General features: G+C 66.5%; 20 protein-coding genes and 1 tRNA gene. 15 read left to right on the top strand and 6 right to left on the bottom strand.

Annotated elements, in window-relative coordinates:
• Nucleotides 1-29 precede the first annotated feature (29 nt).
• On the bottom strand, nt 30-1,094 hold the full coding sequence (locus V9L20_RS04520) for a CDP-6-deoxy-delta-3,4-glucoseen reductase (protein ID WP_337295648.1): 1,065 nt from the start codon (nt 1,092-1,094) through the stop codon (nt 30-32).
• A 63-nt stretch (nt 1,095-1,157) separates the two neighbouring features.
• Here V9L20_RS04520 and V9L20_RS04515 point away from each other — a divergent pair, with 63 nt between their 5' ends.
• Nucleotides 1,158-2,090, top strand: a complete 933-nt coding sequence (locus V9L20_RS04515) for an SDR family oxidoreductase (protein WP_337295647.1) — start codon at nt 1,158-1,160, stop codon at nt 2,088-2,090.
• A gap of 16 nt (nt 2,091-2,106) precedes the next feature.
• Here the strand turns inward: V9L20_RS04515 and V9L20_RS04510 are convergent.
• Nucleotides 2,107-2,191 (bottom strand) — tRNA-Leu (locus tag V9L20_RS04510).
• A gap of 130 nt (nt 2,192-2,321) precedes the next feature.
• Between V9L20_RS04510 and cysM the strand changes: the two genes are divergently transcribed.
• From cysM to V9L20_RS04495, 3 genes are read left to right on the top strand one after another with little or no spacing between them, the layout of a single operon-like run.
• Nucleotides 2,322-3,224, top strand: coding sequence for a cysteine synthase CysM (gene cysM, locus V9L20_RS04505; RefSeq protein ID WP_337295646.1), 903 nt, complete (start codon nt 2,322-2,324; stop codon nt 3,222-3,224).
• A 9-nt stretch (nt 3,225-3,233) separates the two neighbouring features.
• Nucleotides 3,234-3,812 carry an NUDIX domain-containing protein gene (locus tag V9L20_RS04500; RefSeq protein ID WP_126745658.1) on the top strand — a complete coding sequence of 193 codons (579 nt, stop codon included), beginning with the start codon at nt 3,234-3,236 and terminating at the stop codon, nt 3,810-3,812.
• Nucleotides 3,802-4,029 (top strand): sulfurtransferase TusA family protein, encoded by a 228-nt coding sequence (locus V9L20_RS04495; protein WP_126745659.1) that lies wholly within the window; start codon nt 3,802-3,804, stop codon nt 4,027-4,029. Before V9L20_RS04500 ends, V9L20_RS04495 begins: the two co-directional genes overlap by 11 nt.
• Nucleotides 4,030-4,092: 63 nt before the next feature.
• Here V9L20_RS04495 and galU read toward each other — a convergent pair whose 3' ends face one another.
• Entirely contained in the window at nt 4,093-4,983 is an 891-nt protein-coding gene (gene galU / locus V9L20_RS04490; protein WP_337295645.1) for a UTP--glucose-1-phosphate uridylyltransferase GalU, read from the bottom strand.
• Between the two features lie 107 nt (nt 4,984-5,090).
• Nucleotides 5,091-7,988 carry a valine--tRNA ligase gene (locus V9L20_RS04485; RefSeq protein ID WP_337295644.1) on the bottom strand — a complete coding sequence of 966 codons (2,898 nt, stop codon included), beginning with the start codon at nt 7,986-7,988 and terminating at the stop codon, nt 5,091-5,093.
• 108 nt (nt 7,989-8,096) lie between these two features.
• Here V9L20_RS04485 and yaaA point away from each other — a divergent pair, with 108 nt between their 5' ends.
• The 10 genes from yaaA (at nt 8,097) to V9L20_RS04435 (ending at nt 17,482) form a co-directional block, all read left to right on the top strand.
• Nucleotides 8,097-8,879 carry a peroxide stress protein YaaA gene (gene yaaA, locus V9L20_RS04480; RefSeq protein ID WP_337295643.1) on the top strand — a complete coding sequence of 261 codons (783 nt, stop codon included), beginning with the start codon at nt 8,097-8,099 and terminating at the stop codon, nt 8,877-8,879.
• A 1-nt stretch (nt 8,880) separates the two neighbouring features.
• Nucleotides 8,881-9,720: a 2OG-Fe(II) oxygenase gene (locus tag V9L20_RS04475; RefSeq protein ID WP_337295642.1), complete on the top strand. Its 840-nt coding sequence runs from the start codon at nt 8,881-8,883 to the stop codon at nt 9,718-9,720.
• A gap of 9 nt (nt 9,721-9,729) precedes the next feature.
• Entirely contained in the window at nt 9,730-10,629 is a 900-nt protein-coding gene (locus V9L20_RS04470) for an alpha/beta fold hydrolase (protein ID WP_337295641.1), read from the top strand.
• Nucleotides 10,626-11,507, top strand: a complete 882-nt coding sequence (queF, locus tag V9L20_RS04465) for an NADPH-dependent 7-cyano-7-deazaguanine reductase QueF (RefSeq protein WP_337295640.1) — start codon at nt 10,626-10,628, stop codon at nt 11,505-11,507. The genes V9L20_RS04470 and queF overlap by 4 nt, the downstream gene beginning before the upstream one ends.
• A gap of 112 nt (nt 11,508-11,619) precedes the next feature.
• Nucleotides 11,620-12,549, top strand: coding sequence for an SDR family NAD(P)-dependent oxidoreductase (locus tag V9L20_RS04460; RefSeq protein ID WP_337295639.1), 930 nt, complete (start codon nt 11,620-11,622; stop codon nt 12,547-12,549).
• Nucleotides 12,550-12,628: 79 nt separating this feature from the next.
• Nucleotides 12,629-13,519, top strand: coding sequence for a LysR substrate-binding domain-containing protein (locus V9L20_RS04455; protein WP_337295638.1), 891 nt, complete (start codon nt 12,629-12,631; stop codon nt 13,517-13,519).
• Between the two features lie 18 nt (nt 13,520-13,537).
• Nucleotides 13,538-14,425, top strand: coding sequence for a LysR family transcriptional regulator (locus V9L20_RS04450; protein ID WP_258504600.1), 888 nt, complete (start codon nt 13,538-13,540; stop codon nt 14,423-14,425).
• Nucleotides 14,426-14,532: 107 nt separating this feature from the next.
• On the top strand, nt 14,533-15,687 hold the full coding sequence (locus tag V9L20_RS04445; RefSeq protein ID WP_337295637.1) for a mandelate racemase/muconate lactonizing enzyme family protein: 1,155 nt from the start codon (nt 14,533-14,535) through the stop codon (nt 15,685-15,687).
• A gap of 73 nt (nt 15,688-15,760) precedes the next feature.
• Entirely contained in the window at nt 15,761-16,765 is a 1,005-nt protein-coding gene (locus V9L20_RS04440; protein WP_337295636.1) for a Bug family tripartite tricarboxylate transporter substrate binding protein, read from the top strand.
• Nucleotides 16,766-17,482: an aspartate/glutamate racemase family protein gene (locus V9L20_RS04435; protein WP_337295635.1), complete on the top strand. Its 717-nt coding sequence runs from the start codon at nt 16,766-16,768 to the stop codon at nt 17,480-17,482.
• Between the two features lie 28 nt (nt 17,483-17,510).
• Here the strand turns inward: V9L20_RS04435 and V9L20_RS04430 are convergent, their stop codons facing one another.
• Together V9L20_RS04430 and V9L20_RS04425 are read right to left on the bottom strand one after the other, a co-directional pair.
• Nucleotides 17,511-18,872, bottom strand: a complete 1,362-nt coding sequence (locus V9L20_RS04430; RefSeq protein ID WP_337295634.1) for an MmgE/PrpD family protein — start codon at nt 18,870-18,872, stop codon at nt 17,511-17,513.
• A gap of 13 nt (nt 18,873-18,885) precedes the next feature.
• Nucleotides 18,886-20,049: an acyl-CoA dehydrogenase family protein gene (locus V9L20_RS04425; RefSeq protein ID WP_337295633.1), complete on the bottom strand. Its 1,164-nt coding sequence runs from the start codon at nt 20,047-20,049 to the stop codon at nt 18,886-18,888.
• A gap of 106 nt (nt 20,050-20,155) precedes the next feature.
• On the opposite strand from V9L20_RS04425, the gene V9L20_RS04420 reads away from it, so the two are divergent.
• Entirely contained in the window at nt 20,156-22,483 is a 2,328-nt protein-coding gene (locus tag V9L20_RS04420) for an acyl-CoA dehydrogenase (RefSeq protein WP_337295632.1), read from the top strand.
• Nucleotides 22,484-22,499: the final 16 nt, after the last annotated feature.

Raw genomic sequence — 22,499 nt, 5'->3', positions numbered from 1 at the left:
TTCTGTGTTGTCGAAGGGAGGCAGGCTGATCAGGGCAGCGCCTTGTCGGCCTCGGTGGTGAACGCGTCGGCAAAGAACTCTTCTTCGGGCAGGCCGGCCAGCGCCACGTAGTCGCGCTTGGCCGAATCGACCACGATCGGCGCGCCGCAGGCGTACACCTGGTGACCCGAGAGGTCGGCAAAGTCTTCCAGCACCGCGCGGTGCACGAAGCCCGTGCGGCCGGTCCAGTTGTCTTCGGGCGTGGCGTTGGACACGACCGGCACGTAGCGCAGGTTCGGCATTTCCGCGAGTTGCTCGCGCAGCCAGGCGTCCATGTACAGGTCTTCGGGGCGGCGGCCGCCCCAATAGAGTGTGGCTGGCCGGTCGATGCCCTTGAACTTCATGTGTTCGAGCAGCGCCTTGATGGGCGCGAAGCCCGTGCCGGAGGCCAGCAGGATCATCGGCTTGCTGGAGTCTTCGCGCAGGAAAAAACTACCGTAAGGGCCTTCGATGCGAAGGATCTCCTTTTCCTTCATCACGCCGAACACGTGGTCGGTGAACTTGCCGCCCGGCAAATGCCGTAGGTGCAGTTCGATGCCCGTGCCGGGTTCGCCCAGCGTGTGCGGCGCATTGGCCATCGAATAGCTGCGGCGCGCGCCGTCGCGCAAGATGAACTCCACGTACTGGCCGGCATGGAATTGCAGCGGCTCCCCGGCCGGCAGCTGCAGGCGCAGCTTCATCACGTCGTGCGACAGGCGCGTGAGCGCCAGCACCCGCACGGGCATCTTGCGGATCGGAAAAGCACCGGCTTCCGTGACCTGGCGCGACTCGAGCACCACGTCGCTCTTGGCATGGGCGCAGCAGGTCAGCACGAAGCCCGCCAGCTGCTCCTCGGCGCTCAGGGCCTTGCTCTGGTGCGGGCCCAGCTCCACCTCGCCCGAGAGCTTCTTGCACTTGCAAGAGCCGCAGGCGCCGTCCTTGCAGCCATAGGGGAGGCCAATGCCTTGCCGGATGCCGGCCGCGAGAATGGTTTCGTCGCCATGCACCACAAAATGCCGCCCGCTGGGCTCGACGGTGATGGAAAAGCCCGCGTCATGCGGCGCTGCAACAGTCATCGGTATTCTTCGGCTTGTTTCAGCCTGGAGCAGAAAAGAGAAAAAGGGAAAGGAACCCGGATTTTGCCTTCAATCAATAGCCCTTCCGGCGCGCTGCCGGCGCGCTTCCGCCGCGAGCGCCTGCTTATCGTCGGTTGCGGGGACGTCGGCCAGCGCGTGGCGCGCGATCTGCGCGGCCGCATGCAGCTGGTGGCACTCACTTCGTCGGCCGAGCGGGTGCAGGCGCTGCGGGCGGCCGGCATCCGCCCGCTCGTGGGCAATCTCGACGACCCGGCCACGCTTCGCCGGCTGGCTGGCGTGGCCAGCCGTGTGCTGCACCTGGCCCCACCCGCCCGCGACGGCGGAGCGGCCTGGTGGCGCGACCAGCGCACCACCGCGCTGGCGCGTGCACTGCGACTGCGGTCCACGCCGCTTGCATTCGTCTATGGCTCCACCAGCGGGGTTTACGGCGACTGCGGCGGTGCGCGCGTGAGCGAAACACGCACCGTGCGGCCCGACACGCCCCGTGCCCACCGCCGCGTGGACGCCGAGCGCGCCGTGCGCTGGCTCGGCCGCAGCGCGGGCGTGCGCGCAAGCATCCTGCGCATTCCAGGCATCTACGCGCCCGACCGGGAGGGCGGCACACCGCGCCAGCGTTTGCAGCGCGGCACGCCCGTGCTGCGGCGGGAGGACGACGTGTTCACCAGCCACATTCATGCCGACGATCTTGCGCGCGCCTGCGTGGCGGCGCTGTTCCGCGGCCGGCCGCAGCGCATCGTGCATGCCGCCGACGACACCGAGCTGCGCATGGGCGACTACATCGACCTGGCCGCCGACATGTACGGCATGCCCCGCCCGCCGCGCGTGGCACGCGACGAAGCCGAGCGCCAGCTGCCACTGCAATTGCTGAGTTTCATGGGGGAATCGCGCCGGCTGGACAACACCCGGCTCAAGCGCGAACTGCGCGTGCGGCTTGCGCACCCGACGGTGCATACGGGGCTGCGCGAGGCGGCCTGAATGCCGGTCAAAAATGTGGTGCCCGGGGCCGGAATCGAACCGGCACACCTTTCGGTGGGGGATTTTGAGTCCCCTGCGTCTACCAATTTCACCACCCGGGCAGGGTTCTGAACGAAGCCCAAAATTATGGCACAGTGGGAATATGAATTGCCCCCACGCTCATCACTTCGTGTATTCGCTGCCCCCCGAGGGGGCGCTCAACGTCCTTTGGACGGCCATGCGGACGTTGCCATGAATTATCCGACGATCGAAGACGCCATCGGCAATACCCCCTTGGTGGCACTGCAACGCATCGATGCCGCCGAAAACGCCAAGCGCGGCAACGTGATCCTCGGCAAGCTGGAAGGCAACAATCCCGCGGGTTCGGTCAAAGACCGGCCCGCTCTCTCGATGATCAAGCGCGCCGAGGAGCGCGGCGAAATCAAGCCTGGCGACACGCTGATCGAAGCCACTTCGGGCAACACCGGCATTGCGCTGGCCATGGCGGCGGCCATCAAGGGCTACCGCATGGTGCTGATCATGCCGGAGGACTTGTCCGTGGAACGCGCGCAGACCATGAAGGCCTTCGGCGCCGAGCTGGTGCTCACGCCCAAGAGCGGCGGCATGGAATACGCGCGAGACCTCGCCGAGCAGATGGTGGCGCAGGGCAAGGGCCGGGTACTCGACCAGTTTGCCAACGCCGACAACCCGCGCATCCACTATGAGACCACCGGCCCCGAAATCTGGGCCGACACCAAGGGCAAGATCACGCATTTCGTGAGCGCCATGGGCACCACCGGCACCATCACCGGCGTCTCGCGCTTCCTCAAGGAAAAGAACCCCGCGGTCCGCATCATCGGTGCGCAGCCGGCCGAGGGCTCGCGCATTCCGGGCATTCGCAAATGGCCGACCGAATACCTGCCCAAGATCTACGACGCGAGCCGGGTCGATGAAGAGATCAGCGTGAGTCAGGACAACGCCGAAGAAATGTGCCGGCGCCTGGCGCGCGAAGAGGGCATCTTCGGCGGCATTTCCGCCGCCGGCGCGCTGTGGGTGGCGCTCGAGGTCGCCAAGACGGTCGAAAACGCCACCATCGTGTTCGTCGTGTGCGACCGCGGCGACCGTTATCTTTCGACCGGCGTGTTCCCCGCTTGACAGAAGTCCATGCCCCATCCCAAGTTTTGCCAGGCCTGCGCCACGCCGCTCGAATGGATCGCGTTGATGGAAGACGGCGGCGCCAAGGAGCGCCTGCGTTGCCCCAACTGCGGCCACACCCACTGGAACAACCCCACGCCCGTGCTCGCGGCCATCGTCGAATACCGCGGCCAGGTGCTGCTGGCGCGAAACGCCGCCTGGCCGGTGAAGATGTACGCGCTGATCACCGGCTTCATGGAGGCCGGCGAAACGCCTGAGGAAGGCATTGCGCGCGAGGTGAAGGAAGAAACCAACCTCGACGTGAGCGCGACCAAGCTCGTGGGCGCGTACGACTTCCAGCGCATGAACCAGATCATCATCGCGTATCACGTGGTGGCCGACGGTGAGGTGAAGCTCTCGCCCGAGCTGCTGGACTATCGTCTCTATGACTTGCCCGATCTCAAGTGCTGGCCCGCCGGCACCGGCTACGCGCTGGCCGACTGGCTGCGCACGCGAGGACACGAGCCGGTGTTCTTTACAGCGGCGGAAAACGAAGAGCGGCGGCGCGGCCTGAACTTGCCGCCCGAGGAGCCGAAGCATGCAAATTGATCGCGAACTCGACACGCGGGGCCTGAACTGCCCGCTGCCCATCCTCAAGGCAAAGAAATCGCTCAATGACATGGCCAGCGGCCAGTTGCTGAAGGTGGTGTCGACCGACCCGGGCTCGCTGCGCGACTTTCAGGCTTTTTCGCGCCAGACAGGCAACGAACTGGTCGAGCAGCAGACCGTCGGCAGCGATTTCATCCACGTGCTGAAAAGGCGCTGAGCAGCAGCAAAAACTGACCGGCAAAAGAAAAGGCCCCGCGGGGCCTTTTCTTTTTTCTTTCTTTCAGAGCTCCAGGCTCTTCAGGTATTCGCGGAACTGTGCGCCCACTTCGGGGTGCGCCAGCGCAAGCTCCACCGAGGCCTGCAGAAAGCCTTCCTTGCTGCCGCAGTCGTAGCGGATGCCCTTGTAGGCATAGGCGTAGACCGATTCCTTCTTCATCAACGACGCAATGCCGTCGGTGAGCTGGATCTCTCCGCCCGCGCCCTTGGGCTGGTTGCGGATCTCGTCGAACACACCCGGCGTGAGGATGTAGCGGCCCGCCACGCCGAGGCGCGAAGGTGCCTTGTCCGGCGATGGCTTCTCGATCATGCGGTCGACCTTCACGAGATCGTCGCCGATGGATTCGCCGGCCACGATGCCGTAGCGCTTCACCTGCTCGAGCGGCACTTCCTGCACTGCCAGCACCGAGGCGCCCAGCTTGCCGAAGGCAGCCGTCATCTGCGCGAGCACCGGTGCACCGCCTACTGGGCCGACCATCAAGTCGTCGGCCAGCAGCACGGCAAAGGGTTCGTTGCCGACCAGGTGTTCGGCGCACAGCACCGCATGGCCGAGGCCCAGCATGCGCGGTTGGCGCACGTAGGAGCAGGTCATGTCGTCGGGCATGACGGAGCGTGCAATTTCGAGCAATGCGTGCTTGCCGCTGGCCTCGAGTTGGCTCTCGAGTTCGTAGGCGGTGTCGTAGTGGTCTTCGATGGCACGTTTGTTTCGGCCAGTTACGAAAATCATGTCGCGAATGCCCGCCGCGTAGGCTTCCTCAACCGCATATTGGATGAGTGGCTTGTCGACAACCGGCAGCATTTCCTTTGGCTGCGCCTTGGTGGCGGGCAGAAAGCGGGTGCCGAAACCTGCAACAGGAAATACGGCCTTGCGGATGCGTGTCGAGGGAGTGGGCATGGACAGATTGAGCGTCGGTTCGTTCGGTTGAAGAAAAAGGTTTTACAGTCAACGGCGGCACAAAAAGCCGCCGTTGCCATGCTAAACCCAGGCCCGATCCATGTGTGTCAGCCGAGGCGCCTAAGCTGTTCGCCCAACCGCTCCAGCATGGCCGTGAAGTCAGCCAGACGTTTGCGTTCCTGCTCGATCACGGCGGGCGGCGCCTTAGCTACAAAGGCTTCATTTCCCAGTTTGCTGTTCACCTTGAGGATCTCGCCCTCGATGCGAGCAATTTCCTTGCCGATGCGCGCACGTTCGGCGGCTTTGTCGATTTCCATATGCAGGCACAGGCGCGCCGTGCCGACCACGGCCACCGGCGCCGCTTCGGCCGCCGCCGACCACGAAGCCTCGTCGTCGAAGACCTTCACTTCCTTGAGCTTGGCCAGCGCCTGCAGCACCGGCGCCGCATCGCGCAGGAACGCCGCGCCTTCGGCATCGTCGGCCACCGCATAGAGCGGCAGGCGCACCGCGGGCGACACGTTCATTTCGCCGCGCAGCGTGCGGCAGGCATCGACCAGCGCCTTCAGCCGCGCCACATGCGCCTCGGCCGCCTCGTCGATCTTTTCGGGCTGGCTCTTCGGATAGGCCGCCACCATGATCGATTCGCCTTCGCGCCCGGCCACAGGCGCGACCTTCTGCCACAGCTCTTCCGTGATGAATGGAATCACCGGATGCGCAAGCCGCAGCAGCGCTTCGAGCGTGCGGATCAGCGTGCGGCGCGTGGCGCGCTTTTGCGAATCGTCGCCGGTCTGGATCTGTACCTTGGCAATCTCCAGGTACCAGTCGCAGAACTCGTCCCACGCAAACTGGTAGATGGCGTTGGCCACGTTGTCGAGCCGGTACTCCTCGAAGCCCTTGGCCACTTCGGCTTCGACGCGCTGCAGCTGCGAGGCGATCCAGAAGTCGGCGCGGCTGAACTTCAGGTAGCCGTGGGCCGGGCCGCCGACCGCGCACTCTTCCTTGGTGTGCTCGCGCAGGCCGCAATCCTGGCCCTCGCAATTCATCAGCACGAAGCGCGTGGCATTCCAGAGCTTGTTGCAGAAGTTGCGGTAGCCCTCGCAGCGCTTGCTGTCGAAGTTGATGCTGCGGCCCAGCGATGCGAGCGACGCGAAGGTAAAGCGCAGCGCATCGGCGCCGAAGGCCGGAATGCCGTCCGGAAATTCTTTCTGCGTGTTCTTGCGCACCGCGGGCGCGGTCTCGGGCTTGCGCAGGCCCTGCGTGCGCTTGTCGAGCAGCTCGGGCAGCGCAATGCCGTCGATCAGGTCGACCGGGTCGAGCACGTTGCCTTCGGACTTGCTCATCTTCTTGCCCTGCGCATCGCGCACAAGGCCGTGGATGTACACGTCCCTGAACGGCACCTTGCCGGTGAAGTGCTTGGTCATCATGATCATCCGGGCGACCCAGAAGAAGATGATGTCGTAGCCCGTCACCAGCACGCTCGACGGCAGGTACAGCTCCAGGTCCTTGGTCTTCTCGGGCCAGCCGAGCGAAGAGAAGGGCACCAGCGCCGACGAATACCAGGTGTCGAGCACGTCCTCGTCGCGGCGCAGCTTCTTGCCCGGTGCCTTGGCCTGCGCCTCCGCCTCGTCGTGCGCCACGTACACATTGCCTTCGTCGTCGTACCAGGCCGGAATCTGGTGGCCCCACCAGAGCTGGCGCGAAATGGTCCAGTCCTGGATGTTCTCCATCCAGTGGTTGTAGGTGTTGACCCAGTTCTCGGGCACGAAGCGCACCTCGCCGGTCTTCACCACGTCGATGGCCTTCTGCGCGATGGATTGGCCGTCGGCACCTGGGCGCGTCATGGCCACGTACCACTGGTCGGTGAGCATCGGCTCGACAATGGCGCCCGAGCGTGCGCAGCGCGGCACCATCAGCTTGTGCTTCTTCACCTCGACCATGAGGCCGAGCGCCTCCAGGTCGGCCACGATGGCCTTGCGCGCCACGAAGCGGTCCATGCCGCGGTACTTCTCGGGCGCGTTGTCGTTGATGGTCGCGTCGAGCGTCAGGATGCCGATCAGCTCCAGCTTGTGCCGCTGGCCGACGGCGTAGTCGTTGTAGTCGTGCGCGGGGGTCACCTTGACCACGCCCGTGCCGAATTCCTTGTCCACGTAGTCGTCGGCAATGATGGGAATCAACCGGTCCACCAGCGGCAGCTTCACGCGCCGGCCGATCAGGTGCTTGTAGCGCTCGTCTTCGGGGTGGACCATCACGGCCGTGTCGCCGAGCATGGTCTCGGGCCGCGTGGTGGCCACGGTGAGCGTGCCGCTTCCGTCCTCGAGCGGATAGGCAATGTGCCAGAGAGAGCCGTCTTCCTCTTCGCTTTCGACTTCGAGGTCGCTCACCGAGGTCTTGAGCACCGGGTCCCAGTTGCCCAGGCGCTTGCCGCGGTAAATCAGGCCTTCTTCATACAGCGAGACGAAGGTTTGCGTGACCACCTTCGACAGGTCTTCGTCCATCGTGAAGTATTCGCGGCTCCAGTCGACCGTGTCGCCCATGCGGCGCATCTGGCCGGTGATGGTGTTGCCGCTCTTTTCCTTCCACTCCCAGACCTTGGCAACGAAGTTCTTGCGCGCCTCGGCGGGCGTGGGGCCCATGTCGTGGCGGCTGATCTTCTGTTCCTGCAACTGCCGCTCCACCACGATCTGCGTTGCAATGCCCGCATGGTCGGTGCCCGGCACCCACAGCGTGTTGTCGCCCTTCATGCGGTGGTAGCGCGTGAGGCTGTCCATGATGGTCTGGTTGAACGCATGCCCCATGTGCAGCGTGCCCGTCACGTTGGGCGGCGGCAGCTGGATGGCGAAGGAATCGGCGCCTTCCTTGGGCTGCTGGGTGCCGCGGAAGCCGGCCTTGGCATAGCCGCGCTTTTCCCACTCCGGGCCCCAGTGCGCCTCGATGGCGGCGGGTTCGAACGATTTGGACAGGCTGTCCAGTCCAGGTTGGGCGGTGGGAGTGGTGGATTCGCTCATGGGGAGAATGCAAAACGGCACCCGCGGGTGCCGTCGGTCACAGGGTGGGAATGGCGGTGATTTTACCGGGGCGGTACCCCGTCATCGGCGCGCCCGATAATTCCGCGAATGCTGTTTCTGCTCTCCCCTGCGAAGTCGCTCGACTACGACACGCCCGTTCCCGATGAAATCCCCGCTACCAAACCCCATTTCGAGGCCCCCCGCGGCCCTTCGGCCGAACTGATCAAGCTGCTGCGCGAAAAGTCGCCGCAGCAGATCTCGGAGCTCATGCACCTGTCGGACAAGCTCTCCACCCTCAACGTGGCCCGCTATCACGCCTGGGCCGGCAAAAGCACGCCGAAGAACGCCCGCCAGGCTGCCTTCGCGTTCGATGGCGACGTGTACGGCGGTCTCGACGCCCGGTCGCTCACGCCCGCTCAGCTGGAGTGGGCGCAGGAGCATGTCTGCATCCTGAGCGGCCTCTACGGCCTGCTGCGCCCGCTCGATCTGCTGCAGCCCTATCGGCTCGAGATGGGCACGCCGCTTGCCAACAAGCACGGCAAGGACCTGTATGCCTTCTGGGGCTCGCGCATTGCAGAGCACTTGAATGAGCGCTTGGCCGCGGACCGCACGCCCGTGGTGGTCAACGTCGCCTCGCAGGAATACTTCCGGTCGGTCGACCTGAAGGTGCTCAAGGCGCGCGTGGTCGAATGCGTGTTCGAGGAATGGAAGGGCGACAGGTACAAGATCGTGAGCTTCTACGCCAAGCGCGCCCGCGGGCTGCTTGCGCGCTGGGCGGTGCTGCACAAGGCCGCCACGCCCAAGGCGCTGGAAAAATTCGATCTCGAAGGTTATGGTTTCGACGCGGGCGTGTCGACGGCCGAAAAGCTGGTGTTCAGAAGGAAGACTTGATATGTCACAGGCGATCAGTCCCGAGCTGAGGGAATGGCTGGTGTCGCAGCTCGCGGCGGGACATTCGGTGCCCGCGCTGCGCGCCTCGATGCGCGCGGCCGGCTGGCAAGACGCCGCCACCGACCTCGCACTGGCGCAGCTCGAGGCCGGGTTCCCGCATGTGGAGGTTTCCAAGCCGCGCCGCACCGACATGCCCGGCCCCAATCTCGAAGGCGCGCCGCTCTATATCGACGCTGGCGACCGCCGCGTTCAGGTGCTGCACACCATGCAGCATCCGCGTGTGGTCGTCTTCGGCAACCTCTTGTCGCCTGAGGAGTGCGAAGGCCTGATTGCCGCCGCGCGCGTGCGCCTTGCGCGCTCGCTCACGGTCGAAACCCGCACCGGCGGCGAGGTGCTGAACGTCGACCGCACCAGCGACGGCATGTTCTTCGAGCGCGGCGAAAACGAAATCGTCGCGCGCCTCGAGCAGCGCATTGCCGCGCTGCTTCGCTGGCCGGTGGAGTTTGGCGAGGGCCTGCAGATCCTGCGCTACGCAGCCGGTGCGCAGTACCGCCCGCACTACGACTACTTCGATCCCGGCGAGCCCGGCACGCCCACCATCCTCAAGCGCGGCGGCCAGCGCGTGGCCACGTTGGTCATGTACCTGCAGGAGCCCGAGCAGGGCGGCGCCACCACCTTCCCGGACGTCGGCCTGGAAGTGGCGCCCGTGCGTGGCACCGGCGTGTTCTTCAGCTACGACGAACCCGACCCCGCCACCCGCACGCTGCACGGCGGCGCACCGGTGCTCGCGGGCGAGAAATGGGTGGCCACCAAGTGGCTGCGCGAACGCGAATTCAAATAGAACGAACCCATGAAGCTCCAAGCCAACGGATTGCAGATCGAGGTCGAAGACACCGGCGGCGAAGGGCGCCCGGTCGCCTTGCTCATCATGGGCCTGGGCATGCAGCTCGTCGGTTGGCCGCAGCCTTTTGTGCAGGCGCTGGTCGATGCGGGCTTTCGCGTGGTGCGGCATGACAACCGCGACATCGGCCTGAGCCAGGGTTTCGACCATGCAGGCACCGGCAACATCGTGTGGGAGAGCATTCGCCAGCGCCTGGGCCTGCAGGTGCGCTCGGCCTACACCCTGCAAGACATGGCGCGCGATTCGCTCGGCGTGCTCGACGCACTGGGCATCAAGCATGCGCACGTCATCGGCGCCTCGATGGGCGGCATGATCGCGCAGCACCTGGCCGCCGACGCGCCTGACCGCGTGACCAGCCTTGTGAGCATCATGAGCTCAAGCGGCGCGCGCGGCCTGCCCGGGCCCCGTAGCGATGTGGCCGCCATGCTGCTGCGCCGTCCGCTGGGCGGCGGCGAGGCCGAGCTGGTGGCGCACAGCATCAAGCTGCTCAGGCTCATCCAGAGCCCCGCCTACCCGCAAAGCACCGAAGAGCTGTCCGAGCGCCTTACCTTCAGCATGCGCCGCGCCTACCGCCCGGCCGGAATGTTCCGCCAGATGCTCGCGATTGGCGCCGATTCGCGCCGGCCCGAAGTGCTGCCGCGCATCAAATGCCCGACGCTGGTGCTGCACGGCGAAGCCGATGCGCTGGTGCCCATGGTCTGCGGGCAAGACACCGCCAAGCGCATTCCGGGCTCGAAATTCGTCAGCATTCCCGGCATGGGCCACGACCTGCCGCCCGAGGTGTGCGCCATCCTCGTCAATCACATTGCCCCGTTCCTGCACGCGGCCGAAGAACACCACAAGCCATGAGCCTGGACAACATTCCCCCCAACCCAAACCCAAACACGCCCGAGCAGTCGCAACTGGGCCGCGCCTCGGACTACGCCGACAAGTACGACGCCTCGCTGCTCTTTCCGATTGCGCGCGCCACCCAGCGCGAGGCCATGGGCATTGCCGCCGGCGCGCTGCCTTTCTTCGGTGCCGATCTCTGGACTGCGTTCGAAGTGAGCTGGCTCAACCTGCGCGGCAAGCCGCAGCTGGCCATCGCGCACTTCACCATTCCCTGCGAAACGCCCAACATCATCGAGAGCAAGTCGTTCAAGCTGTACCTCAACAGCTTCAACAGCACCGCTTTTGCAAGCATCGACGCCGTGCGCGACCTCATGCGCGCCGACCTGACCGAGGCGCTCTGGCGCGGCAGCGGCCAATCCGCCGGCATTGGCGTGAAGCTGCTCGCGCCCGACATGTTTGACCGCGAGCCGGTGCATGAACTCGACGGGCTCGACCTCGACCGGCTCGACATCGAGTGCACCCACTACCAGCCCGCGCCCGAGCTGCTGTCGAGCGACACCACCCAGCCGCCGGTGAATGAAACGCTCACCAGCCGCCTGCTCAAGAGCAACTGCCTCGTCACCGGCCAGCCCGACTGGGGCAGCGTGCAGATCCGCTACAGCGGCCCCGCCATCGACCAGGCCGGCCTGCTGGCGTACATCGTGAGCTTTCGCAACCACAACGAGTTTCACGAGCCGTGCGCCGAGCGCATCTTCACGGACATCTGGAACCGCTGCAAACCGACCAAGCTCGCCGTGTATGCGCGCTACACGCGGCGCGGCGGGCTCGACATCAATCCGTTCCGCACCAGCTGGCCGCAGGCGCTGCCGCCGAACATCCGCACCGCGCGACAATAACGAAGAGGGCGCCACCGAAGCCCCTCTTCGGAAATCCGGAACTCGCCAGCCGCCCCCTGTGGCATTCTGGAACTGCCCGTGAACTGCGGGCGGATTTCCGGAGCAGACACACATGGTTGAAGGAAAAGTGGTCGTTGTCACCGGCGCGGGCGGCGGTATCGGACGCGACATTGCGCTTGCAATGGCGAAGAGCGGCGCCAAGGTGGTGGTCAACGACATCGGCGCCGCGCTCGACGGGGCACTCGACGCCGGAGGCGGCGGCGCGGCAAGCAGCGCAGGCCCTGCGCACCAGGTGGTCGACGAAATCCGTGCCGCTGGTGGCAAGGCCGTGCCCAACACCGACAGCGTGGCCGAAGCGGCCAGTGCGGCGCGCATCGTCGAATGCGCGGTCGAGAGCTTCGGCCGCGTCGACGCCGTGGTCAACAACGCCGGCATCCTGCGCGACCGCTTCTTCCACAAGATGTCGGTCGACGAATGGGACGCCGTGATAAAGGTGCACCTCTACGGCGCCTACTACGTGAGCCGCGCGGCGGCCACGCACTTCAAGGAGCAGAACTCCGGCGCCATGGTGCACATGACCTCGACCTCGGGCCTCATCGGCAACTACGGCCAAGCCAACTACGCGGCGGCCAAGCTCGGGATCGCGGCACTGTCGAAGTCGATTGCACTCGACATGCTCAAGTTCAACGTGCGCTCCAACTGCATTGCGCCCTTCGCATGGAGCCGCATGATCGGCGCCATTCCCACAGACACCGACGAGCAGCGCGCCCGTGTCGACAAGATCAAGCAGATGACGCCCGCCAAGGTGGCACCGCTTGCGGTGTACCTTGCGAGCGATGCGGCCGGCGCGGTCAACGGCCAGATATTTGCGGTGCGCAACAACGAAATTTCGCTCATCAGCCAGCCGCGGCCGGTGCGCTCCATTCACCGCTCCGAAGGCTGGACGCCCGAGAGCATTGCCGAGCACGCCATGCCCGCCATGCGCGCGAGCTTCTATCCGCTGGACCGCTCGGCGGACGTGTTCAGCTGGGACCCGGTCTGAGGTCAAACCCCGAGAAGGGCGCATACAGCGCCATTCGCCCGACAATGCACGCTTCTTTCCTTCTTGGCGCGCTTGTCCGGTGAACCTGCATTTCGACCTGTTCGACCTGAAACTGTTCGTCTACGTGGCGGACGCGCGCAGCCTCACCCGCGGCGCCGAGAAAGCCTGCATCTCGCTCGCGGCGGCCTCCACCCGCATCAAGCAGATGGAAGAGGCCGTGGGCGGCAAGCTGCTGCACCGCAGCGCGCAGGGCGTGAGCCTGACGGCCGCGGGACAAGCGGTGCTCTATCACGCCAAGCGCGTGATGCAGCAGATGGAGCACCTGCGCTGCGACATGCAGGACTTCGGCAAAGGCATCAAGGGCCACGTGCGCGTGTTCGCCAACACCACGTCGATCACCGAATACCTGCCGCAGAAGCTCGCGGGTTTTCTCACGCAGCATCCGGCGGTGCAGGTCGATCTGCGTGAATACCTGAGCGAAGAGATCGTTCGCGCGGTGGCCGACGGCGAGGCAGACATCGGCATTCTGGCGGGCGATGTGCACACCGGCGAATTCGATGCGCGCCCCTTCGGCAGCAACCAGCTCGTGCTGGTGGTGCCCAAGACGCATCACCTGGCAGGAGCGCTCTCGGTGGCCTTTGCCGATACGCTCGACGAGCAGCACGTGGGCCTGCACCACGGCAGCGCCATCCACCGCTTTCTGCAGCGCCGCGCCGAACTGGCCGGCCGCGGCTTCAACCCGCGCATCCAGGTCAGCAGCTTCGAAGCCATCTGCCTGATGATCGAAGCGGGCGTGGGCGTCGGCGTGCTGCCGGCTTCATCGGCGCAGCGGCTGTCGATGGCGATGCAGATCTCTACCGTCGCGCTCAGCGATGCATGGGCGGAGCGTGAACTCAAGCTGATTGCACGCGACCGCGAGCAACTGCCCGCTTCGGCGCGCGAGCTGTTCGATCACCTCGTCATGTCCTGAACAAAAAGGCGTGCAGCCATGTCCGCCGACCTGAAGTCGCTGCGCCTGTTCGTGGCCGTGGCCGATCACGGCAGCATCAGCGAAGGGGCCAAGCGCTGCCATATTGCGCTGGCAGCCGCGAGCAAGCGCATCTCCGATCTCGAGGCCCGCGCGCGGCTGCCCCTGCTGGTGCGCCATGCGCGCGGTGTCACGCTCACCTCAGCCGGCCACGGTCTGCTGCTGCATGCGCGCGCCGTGCTGTCGGCCATGGACCGGTTGGGCGCGGAGCTCGACGACTTTCAGAATGGCGTGGCGGGCGTGGTGAGCATCACGGCCAACGCGTCCACCATTGCGCAGTTCCTGCCTGCGCAGATCGGCTCGTTCCTGCGGCTTCATCCCGTGCTCAAGATCGACCTGCAGGAGCGCGCCAGCACCGAGGTTGTGAAGGCGGTGCAGGCCGGCCTGGCCGACATCGGGGTCATCGAAGGCCACACGCCCGCCGAAACGCTCGAATGCCTGCCCTACCGCAGCGATGAGCTCGCCGTGGTGGTGGCGCGCGACCATCCGCTGGCCAGGCGCAAGCGTATCGGCGTCGATGAGGTGCTGAGGCACGACCATATCGTGGTGCGCGAAGGCACGGCGCTGCACCGCGTGCTGCTGAACGCGGCGCTGGAGGCGCAGATGCCGCTCAAGGTGCGCATGCAGGTGGGCAGCTTCGACATGGTCTGCCGCATGGTGGAGCAGGGCGTGGGCATCGGCGTGCTGCCCTATGCGGCCATCCTCCCGCAGCTGCAGATATTGAAGCTGCGCTGCCTGAAGCTCGATGCTCCGTGGGCGGTGCGGCGCCATCTTCTGTGCGTGCGGCGGCAGCAAGACCTGACCGCGGCAGCGCGCTCGGTGCTGGAGCATCTGGGCCGGCCCGACTGAGCCCGGGCCTTCGCGCGGCGCGAAGGCTCGTGTCCGCCAAAAACGAATTGTTCCCCGCAGCCTGCGCGCCAAGAATGGTGGTGCAACCGCAAGCAAAGGAGACATTCTTGAAGATCACCCGCGTCAGCGCCACGCCGCTGAACATTCCTGTCACCATCGACGTGCTGGGGCTGAACAAGCAGACCTCGCTCTCCCTGTGCCTGACCGAGATCGAGACCGACACCGGCCTTGTCGGCCACGGCATGACCGCCATCACCGAAGAAGAGATCATTGCCGCCGCCGTGCGCGAGGTGGCCGGCCCGGCGCTCGTCGGCGAAGACCCGATGGCCACCGAGCGGCTGTGGGAGAAGCTCTACTGGCTGCTCTCCCCCCGCGGCCAGACCGGCTATGCAAGCCACACCATCGCCGCGCTCGACATCGCGCTGTGGGACCTGAAGGGCAAGGCACTCGGCCAGCCGCTTTGGCGCCTGCTGGGCGGTGCCCGTTCGAAAGTGCCGGTCTATGCGACCTTCGGCTTCGGCTTCTTCGAGCGCGACCAGCTCGCCGCCGCCGCCAAGCTCTGGGTTTCACAAGGCTTCCAGCGATTGAAGATGACTGTTGGCGGCCATGCGCTCGCGCGGCGCGACGAGCCGCGGCCCATCGACGAGGTCATTGCGGAAGACGTGCGCCGCGTGGCCGCCGTGCGCGAGGCGGTTGGCCCCGAGGTCAAGCTGTATGTCGATGCCAACTGCGGCCTCGACCTGTTCCACGCGACCGAGCTCGCGCGCCGCATCGAGCCCTACGGCATCAGCTTCTTCGAGGAGCCGCTCACGCAGAACGACGTGCGCCAGATGGCCCAGCTGCGCTCGCGCACCAGCATTCCGCTGGCCTGCGGGCAGAACGAGGGCCTGGCCTTCCGCTTTCGCGACCTGCTGGTGAACCAGGCGGCCGACGTGCTGCAGCCCAACGTGACCATCTCGGGCGGCTATTCGCAGTGCCTGAAGATCGCGGGCATGGCGCAGGCCTTCAACGTGCCGATCGACAACGGCGGCGCCTGGCCCTTTCACAACATGCACCTGCATGCGGGTGTTTCGAACGGCGGCATGGCCGAATACCACTACGTGGCGGTGCAGATGCTCAAGCAGATCTTCGACGGCCTGCCGGTACCGCAAGACGGCTGGCTGCATCTGCCAGAGACCCCGGGCCTGGGCTTCGCGCCCAATGCGGAGCGGGTGCGCGAACTCGCGAAGCTGCCCACTTCTCACGGCAAGGGCAAAGCCTAGAAACGAACGCCCCTCGGGGTGCGCTTGAATGAGCCGCGCAGACGGCCACCGACCGATGACTATTGGAGACACGATGAAAGCCAGAGATATTGTTCGCCCTGCACGCCGCGAGGCGCTGCGTGCTGCCATGGCACTGGGCCTGGCGGGCCTGTTTGCCGCGCCCGCCGCGTGGGCCCAAAGCTACCCTGACAAGCCGATTCGCCTCGTGGTCGGCTACTCGGCCGGCGGCGGTGTCGATGCGGTCGCACGCCTGCTCGGAACGCGGCTTTCAGCGGTCCTGGGTCAGCAAGTGATGATCGACAACCGCACCGGCGCCACCGGGCTGATTGCAGCCGAGTTCGTCGCCAAGGCGCCGCCCGACGGCTACACACTCATGATGGGCGACAGCGCCTTGCTCATCGCCAAGCTGCTGCAGCCGAAGATCGGGCTCGATCCGCTCACCAGCTTCAAGCCGGTGGCGGGCGCTTTCGTCTCGCCGCTGATGATCGTCACGGGCAACGACTTTCCGGCCAAGACGCCGGCCGAGCTGGTGAAGGAGCTCAAGGCCAACCCCGGGCGCTATTCGTTCGCCACCTCGGGCGTCGGCACGGTGCAGCACCTGGGCTTCGAGATGCTGAAGCAATCGAGCGGGAGCAACGTGGTGCACGTGCCTTACCGCGGCGCCGCGCAGATCGTGCCCGACGTGGTCGGCGGGCAGGTGCCCATTGGCGTGGTCAGCGCCACGGCCGGCATGGCGCAAGCCAAGGCCGGCAAGCTGCGCGCCATTGCGCTCATGAACACCGCGCGGCTCGAAGGCGCCGAGAGCGTGCCGCCGCTGGCCGATGCGCTGCCGGGCTTCGACGTGGCACCGCGGATCTTTGTGCTTGCGCCCTCCGGCACGCCCGACGAGATCGTCGACAAGCTCTCGGTCGCCGTAAAGACGGTACTCGGCACGCCCGAGGCGGGCGCCGCCGCCGCTGCGCAAGGCACGCTGCGCGCCTACGCCACACCGGCGCAGCTCGGCAAGGACATGGCCGAAGAAACCAGGCGCTGGCAGCGCATCATTGCCGAGCAGAACATCGTGGCGGAGGGCAAGTAGATGGCACCGCTGCCGCACCTTGGCCTGATCGTGCCGCCAGCGGCCGGCGCCGTGCCGGTCGATGGCCCGCTGCTGTACGGCGAGCGCATCCGCTTCAGCGCGCTCGGCCTGGGCCTCGGCGAAATCTCGACGCGCGGATACACCGAGGTGATCGATTCGGTGGTGGAGAAGGCGGTGGCGCTCAAGGCAGAGGGCGTTTCCGCGGTCTCGCTCATGGGCACCTCGTTGAGTTTTTTTCGCGGGGCAGATTTCAATGCGCAACTGCAGGCCGAGATGGCACGGGCGACCGGCTTGCCCTGCACCACCATGAGCAACGCCATCGTCGGCGCGCTGCGCCAGCTGGGCGTGCGGCGCGTGGCGGTAGCCACCGCCTACATCGACGAGGTCAACGCACATCTGCGGCGCTACCTCGAGCAGAGCGGCTTCGAGCTGCTGGCGCTCCAGGGCCTGGCCATTTCGGACGTGCAGGCGGTGGGCCAGGTGCCCACGCAGGTGCTGGTCGACCTGTGCCTGCGGGTGTTCGATGCTGAGCCCGGGGCGGACGGCATTCTCATCTCATGCGGCGGGCTGGTCACGCTCGATGCGGTGCGCGAAGTGGAAGCGCGGTTGCAGGTGCCGGTGGTGTCGAGTTCGCCCGCCGGCTTCTGGGACCTGGTGCGCACCGCGGGCCTCGATGCGCGCTCGGCCGGGCAGGGCCGGCTCTTCGCCGAGGCCTGAGGGCCAGACAAAGATACGGAGGGGGCCCTCAGCCGAGCCAGCGGCCGATGCGCGGCGCGGTTTCGAGCTGCCAGATGCGCTCGCACAGCGCCTTGGCTTCTTCGGCCGTGGCACCCTCGCCGTAGTGCGCAAGGCGCTGCATCTTGTCTTCGATCTCGGCGCGGCTCAGCGTGTTGCCCGGGTCGCCCTTGGGCTCGTCCACTCGGCCCTGCAGCGTGTGGCCGTCGCGGGTCTGCACGCTCAGCTTGCCGATCCAGCGCGCGGGGTAGGCGGTATCGACTTCGGCATCGAGTTCCATTGCCACCTTCTCGCGGAACGCGGTCACCTCGGGCGCGAGAAAGTCGCGGTCGAATTCGCCCAGCCCGGCGCGGCCGTGCACCGCAATCAGGCCAAGCACCGTGCCCATAGAGAACTTGCCCTGGTGCACCGTGGCCGGCACCGTGACGCGGCCCAGCACGTCGATGGCGCCCTGGTGCACGTGCGCGGTCACGCGGGCCACGTCGTCGGGCTTGAGGCCGTGTTGCGTCATCACCTGCAGCAGCGCATCGGCCGCGGGATGGGTGTGGCGGCACGAGGCGTGGTACTTGAACGAGGTTTCTGCCAGTGCCCAGCGCGTGCCGAGGCGGTCGGTAAGCCGTGCCGGATCGGCGTCGCTCGACATGCCCACGCCAAGGCCCTGCGCCCCTTCGAGCACCTTGGCGGCGCCCGTGAAGCCGTCCTGCGCAAGATAGGCCGACATGAGCCCGCTGGCTGCCGCATGCGCGCAGTGCAACTGCTTGGAGTCGGCCGCATCGCGCAGAAACTCCCACACCCCCGCCGATTGCGTACCGGCCGAGCCGAAGGCGTGCAGCATCTGCTGCGGCGTGAGCTTCAGCAGGCTGCCCACCGCGGCGGCCGCCGCCAGCGTGCCCGCCGTGGCCGTGGTGTGAAAGGTCGTGTAGTGCGAGCGGCCCAGGAATTCGCCCACGCGGATGCCGACCTCGTAGCCCGCGACCACGGCCGCCAGCAACTGCGCGCCGGTCGCGCCGATGCTCTGCGCCACGGCCAGCGCCGGTGCGATGACCACCGCGGCGGGGTGGAACACCGAGCCGTTGTGCACGTCGTCCTGTTCCACGTAGTGCGAGGCCGCGGCGTTGACCAGCGCCGCAAACACCGGCGAGCTGGTGCGGCGCGAGGTGAGTATTTCGCTCGGCCCTTCGGCGGGGCCCATCATCTGCGCGAAGCGTTCGATGGAGCGCACCGGCCGCGCGGTGCGGGCCGCGAGCACTGAACCGAGCCAGTCGAGCATCAGGTCTTCGGTGCGGCGCAGCACGGGCGCGGGAATGTCCGCGAACTGCAGTTCGGCGGCAAAGGTGGCGAGCACTTTGCTCGGGTGGTTCGAGTCGGTCATTGGATCAGTTCCTTCAGAACGAGCGGGGCAAGCCGAGCATGTGCTCCGCCACGTAGCTCAGGATGAGGTTGGTCGAGATTGGCGCGACCTGGTAGAGCCGCGTCTCGCGGAACTTGCGCTCGATGTCGTATTCGCACGCAAACCCGAAGCCGCCATGGAACTGCAGGCAGGCGTTGGCGGCCTCCCAGCTTGCCTTGGCCGCCAGGTACTTCGCCATGTTGGCCTGCGCGCCGCAGGGCTCGCGCGCATCGAACAGGCGGCAGGCTTCATAGCGCATGAGGTTGGCGGCTTCGATTTCGATGAAGGCCTCGGCAATCGGGAACTGCACGCCCTGGTTCTGGCCGATGGGCCGCCCGAACACCACGCGCTCTTTCGTGTATGCCGTGACCTTGTCGATGAACCAATAGCCGTCGCCGATGCATTCCGCCGCAATCAGCGTGCGCTCGGCATTGAGGCCGTCGAGGATGTACTTGAAGCCCTGGCCCTCTTCGCCGATCAGGTTCTCGGCCGGGATCTCGAGGTTTTCGAAGAAGAGTTCGTTGGTCTCGTGGTTCACCATGTTCAGGATGGGCCGCACCGTCATGCCGTTGCCGACGGCTTCCCGCAGGTCGACGATGAAGATCGACATGCCTTCGGACTTCTTCTTCACGTCCGCCAGCGGCGTGGTGCGCGCCAGCAGGATCATCAGGTCCGAGTGCTGGATGCGCGAGATCCACACCTTCTGGCCGTTGATCACGTACCGGTCGCCCTTCTTCACGGCCGTGGTCTTGATCTTGGTGGTGTCGGTGCCCGTGCTGGGCTCGGTCACGCCCATCGACTGCAGCCGCAGCTCGCCGGTGGCAATGCGCGGCAGGTAGTTGCGCTTTTGCGCCTCGCTGCCGTGCCGCAGCAGCGTGCCCATGTTGTACATCTGGCCGTGGCAGGCGCCCGAATTGCCGCCGCAGCGGTTGATTTCTTCCATGATCACCGAGGCTTCGGTGAGCCCCAGGCCCGAGCCGCCGTACTCCTGCGGAATGAGCGCGGCCATCCAGCCGGCCTTGGTGAGCGCATCGACGAATTCGGCGGGGTAGCCGCGCGCTTCGTCGACCTTGCGGAAATACTCGTTGGGAAACTGCGCGCACAGGTCGCGCACGGCGTCGCGGATGTCGGAAAAACGGGTGTCGTTGCTGCTGTTCATCCACCGAATCTATGCCTCTCCCGCGCGAGGCGGTTCTGTGATTGCGAAACCCTCCCTTCGGCAAATGCAAATGCCGCGCGAGGGGGTGTTCTGTCACGCTGCGGTGATGGACACCGAATCACTCTCCGCAATACGCGAAGCCGCGCTCGACTACTTCGTTCGCAGCCGTTCCATCGAGCGCCGGCGCGAGCGCATGGAACACCTCGATGCCGACGAGGCGCAAGGCTGGAGCGCGCTCGCCGAGCTGGGTTGGACCGGCATGCTCGCGCCTGAATCGGCCGGCGGCCTGGCCCTGGGCCTCACCGGTGCCGCGCAAATATTGCGGGCGGCCGGCGAGCACGTCGCGCCCGAACCGCTGCTGGCGGTGGCGGGTCTCAGCGCGCTGCTGCTGGCGCGGCTCGAATCGCAGAACGCGCAAACGCTGCTTGCCGAGCTGGCGGCCGGCCGCACCCTGCCCGCACTGGCCTGGCAGGAGAGCGCGGGCGACTTGAGCGCCGTGCCGCTCGCCTGCGGCTGCGAGCCGCGCGCGGGCCATGCGGGCGGCGTGCTGCTGCAGGGCGAGAAACTCATGGTGCTGCCCGGCGCGGCGGCCAGCGGCTGGCTGGTGTCGGCGCGGGGCAGCGACGACGCGGTGCTGCTGTGGGTGCCGCGCGGCACGGCCGGCGTGAGCGAAACCCTGATGCCGCTGGTGGACGGAAGCCAGGCCGCGAGCCTGCGCTTCGAGCAGGTGGAGCTGCCACCCGAAGCAGTGCTGGCGGAAGGCCCCGCCGCGCAAGATGCGCTGCGCCATGCGCTGGCTGCCGGCCAGATCCTGCAGGCCGCCGAACTGCTGGGCGTGGGGCAGGCCATGCTCACGCAGACGCTGGCGTACCTGCGCACCCGCTCGCAGTTCGGCAAGCCCATCGGCAGCTTTCAGGCGCTGCAGCACCGCTGCGTGGACATGTTCATTCACCTCGAAGTGGCGCAAGCCACCCTGGCGGAAGTGCTGTCGCTCGCCAGCCAGGGGCTCGCGGCCGACCGGCTCGAAGCCGAGGCCAGCCGCGTGAACGCCCGCTGTACCGCCGCGGCGCTGCAGGTCTCGCGTGCGGCGGTGCAGTTGCATGGCGCGATCGGCTACACGCAGGAGTGCGACCTGAGCCTGTATTACAAGCGCACGCTGTGCCTTTCGGCGTGGCTCGGCAATGCCGCTGCGCACCAGCGCCGCCATGCCACGTTGGCCGAAGGCGGGGAAACACGAACGGGCGCAGCCGAATGGGAGGGCGAGTTTCCGCGCACTGCCGATTGGAGCGAGATGCCCGAGGCGGATTTCCGCCGCATGGTGCGCGGCTTTCTGCAGCAGCGCTACCCGCAGCAGCTGCGCTACCTTTCGCATCGGGCCCGCTGGAGCGAGATACGCGATTGGTATCTCACCCTCTCCGAACAAGGCTGGATCGCGCCGGCCTGGCCGCAGGCGCATGGCGGCATGGGCCTGCCCGCCGACAAGCTCATTGCGTGGATCGAGGAGCTCGAGCAGTACGGCGTGGCCCGCACGCCCGACCAGGGCATCGTGATGATCGGGCCGCTGTTGATCCAGCACGGCACGCCCGAGCAGCAAGGCCGCTTTCTGCCGCGCATATTGAGCGGCGAGCATGTGTGGTGCCAGGGCTATTCGGAGCCCAACGCCGGCTCCGACCTGGCCGGGCTGCGCACCGAGGCCGTGGAGGGGCGCGATGCAGAGGGCGACCACTTCATCGTCAACGGCCAGAAGATCTGGACCACGCTGGCGCAGGACGCCAACCACATCTTCATGCTCGTGCGCACCGACAAGGCGGCGCGCAAGCAGGAGGGCATCAGCTTTTTGCTGTGCGACCTGCGCACGCCGGGCATCACGGTGCGGCCGATTCACACGCTTTCAGGCGAGCCCGAGTTCTGCGAGGTGTTTTTCGACAATGTGCGCGTGCCGGCCGAAAACCTGGTTGGCAAGCTGCACGGCGGCTGGACCATTGCCAAGGCGCTGCTGGGCTTTGAGCGCATCTTTCTCGGCAGCCCCAAGCAGTCGCAGTACGCGCTCGGCCAACTAGCGCGGCTTGCACAGGCGCGGCGCCTCTTTGCAGACCCGGTGTTCGCGCAGCGCTTCGCGGCACTTCGGCTCGACGTGCTCGACCTGTCGGCCGCCTACACCGGCTTTGCCGACATCGTGCGAGCGGGCAAGCCGCTGCCCGCATCGGTGTCGCTGCTGAAGATCTGGGCCAGCGAAACCTACCACCGCATCGGCGCATTGCTGATCGAGGCCGGCGAAGAACAGGGCGCGGTGGCCGGCGACCAGGTGCTCGACGGACAGACCTTCAACGTGCTGTCGCCGTTGATCGGCTCGACGGCCGCAATGATCTACGGCGGCACCAACGAGATCCAGCGAAACATCCTCGCGCGGCAGGTGCTCGATCTGCCTGTTTGAGCCGGTTGCGTTCGCC

The organism is Variovorax sp. CCNWLW225, assembly GCF_037204045.1.
Lineage (GTDB): Bacteria > Pseudomonadota > Gammaproteobacteria > Burkholderiales > Burkholderiaceae_C > Variovorax.
The sequence above is the reverse complement of the archived record's forward strand: the minus strand, read 5'-3'. Positions and strand labels throughout refer to the sequence as shown.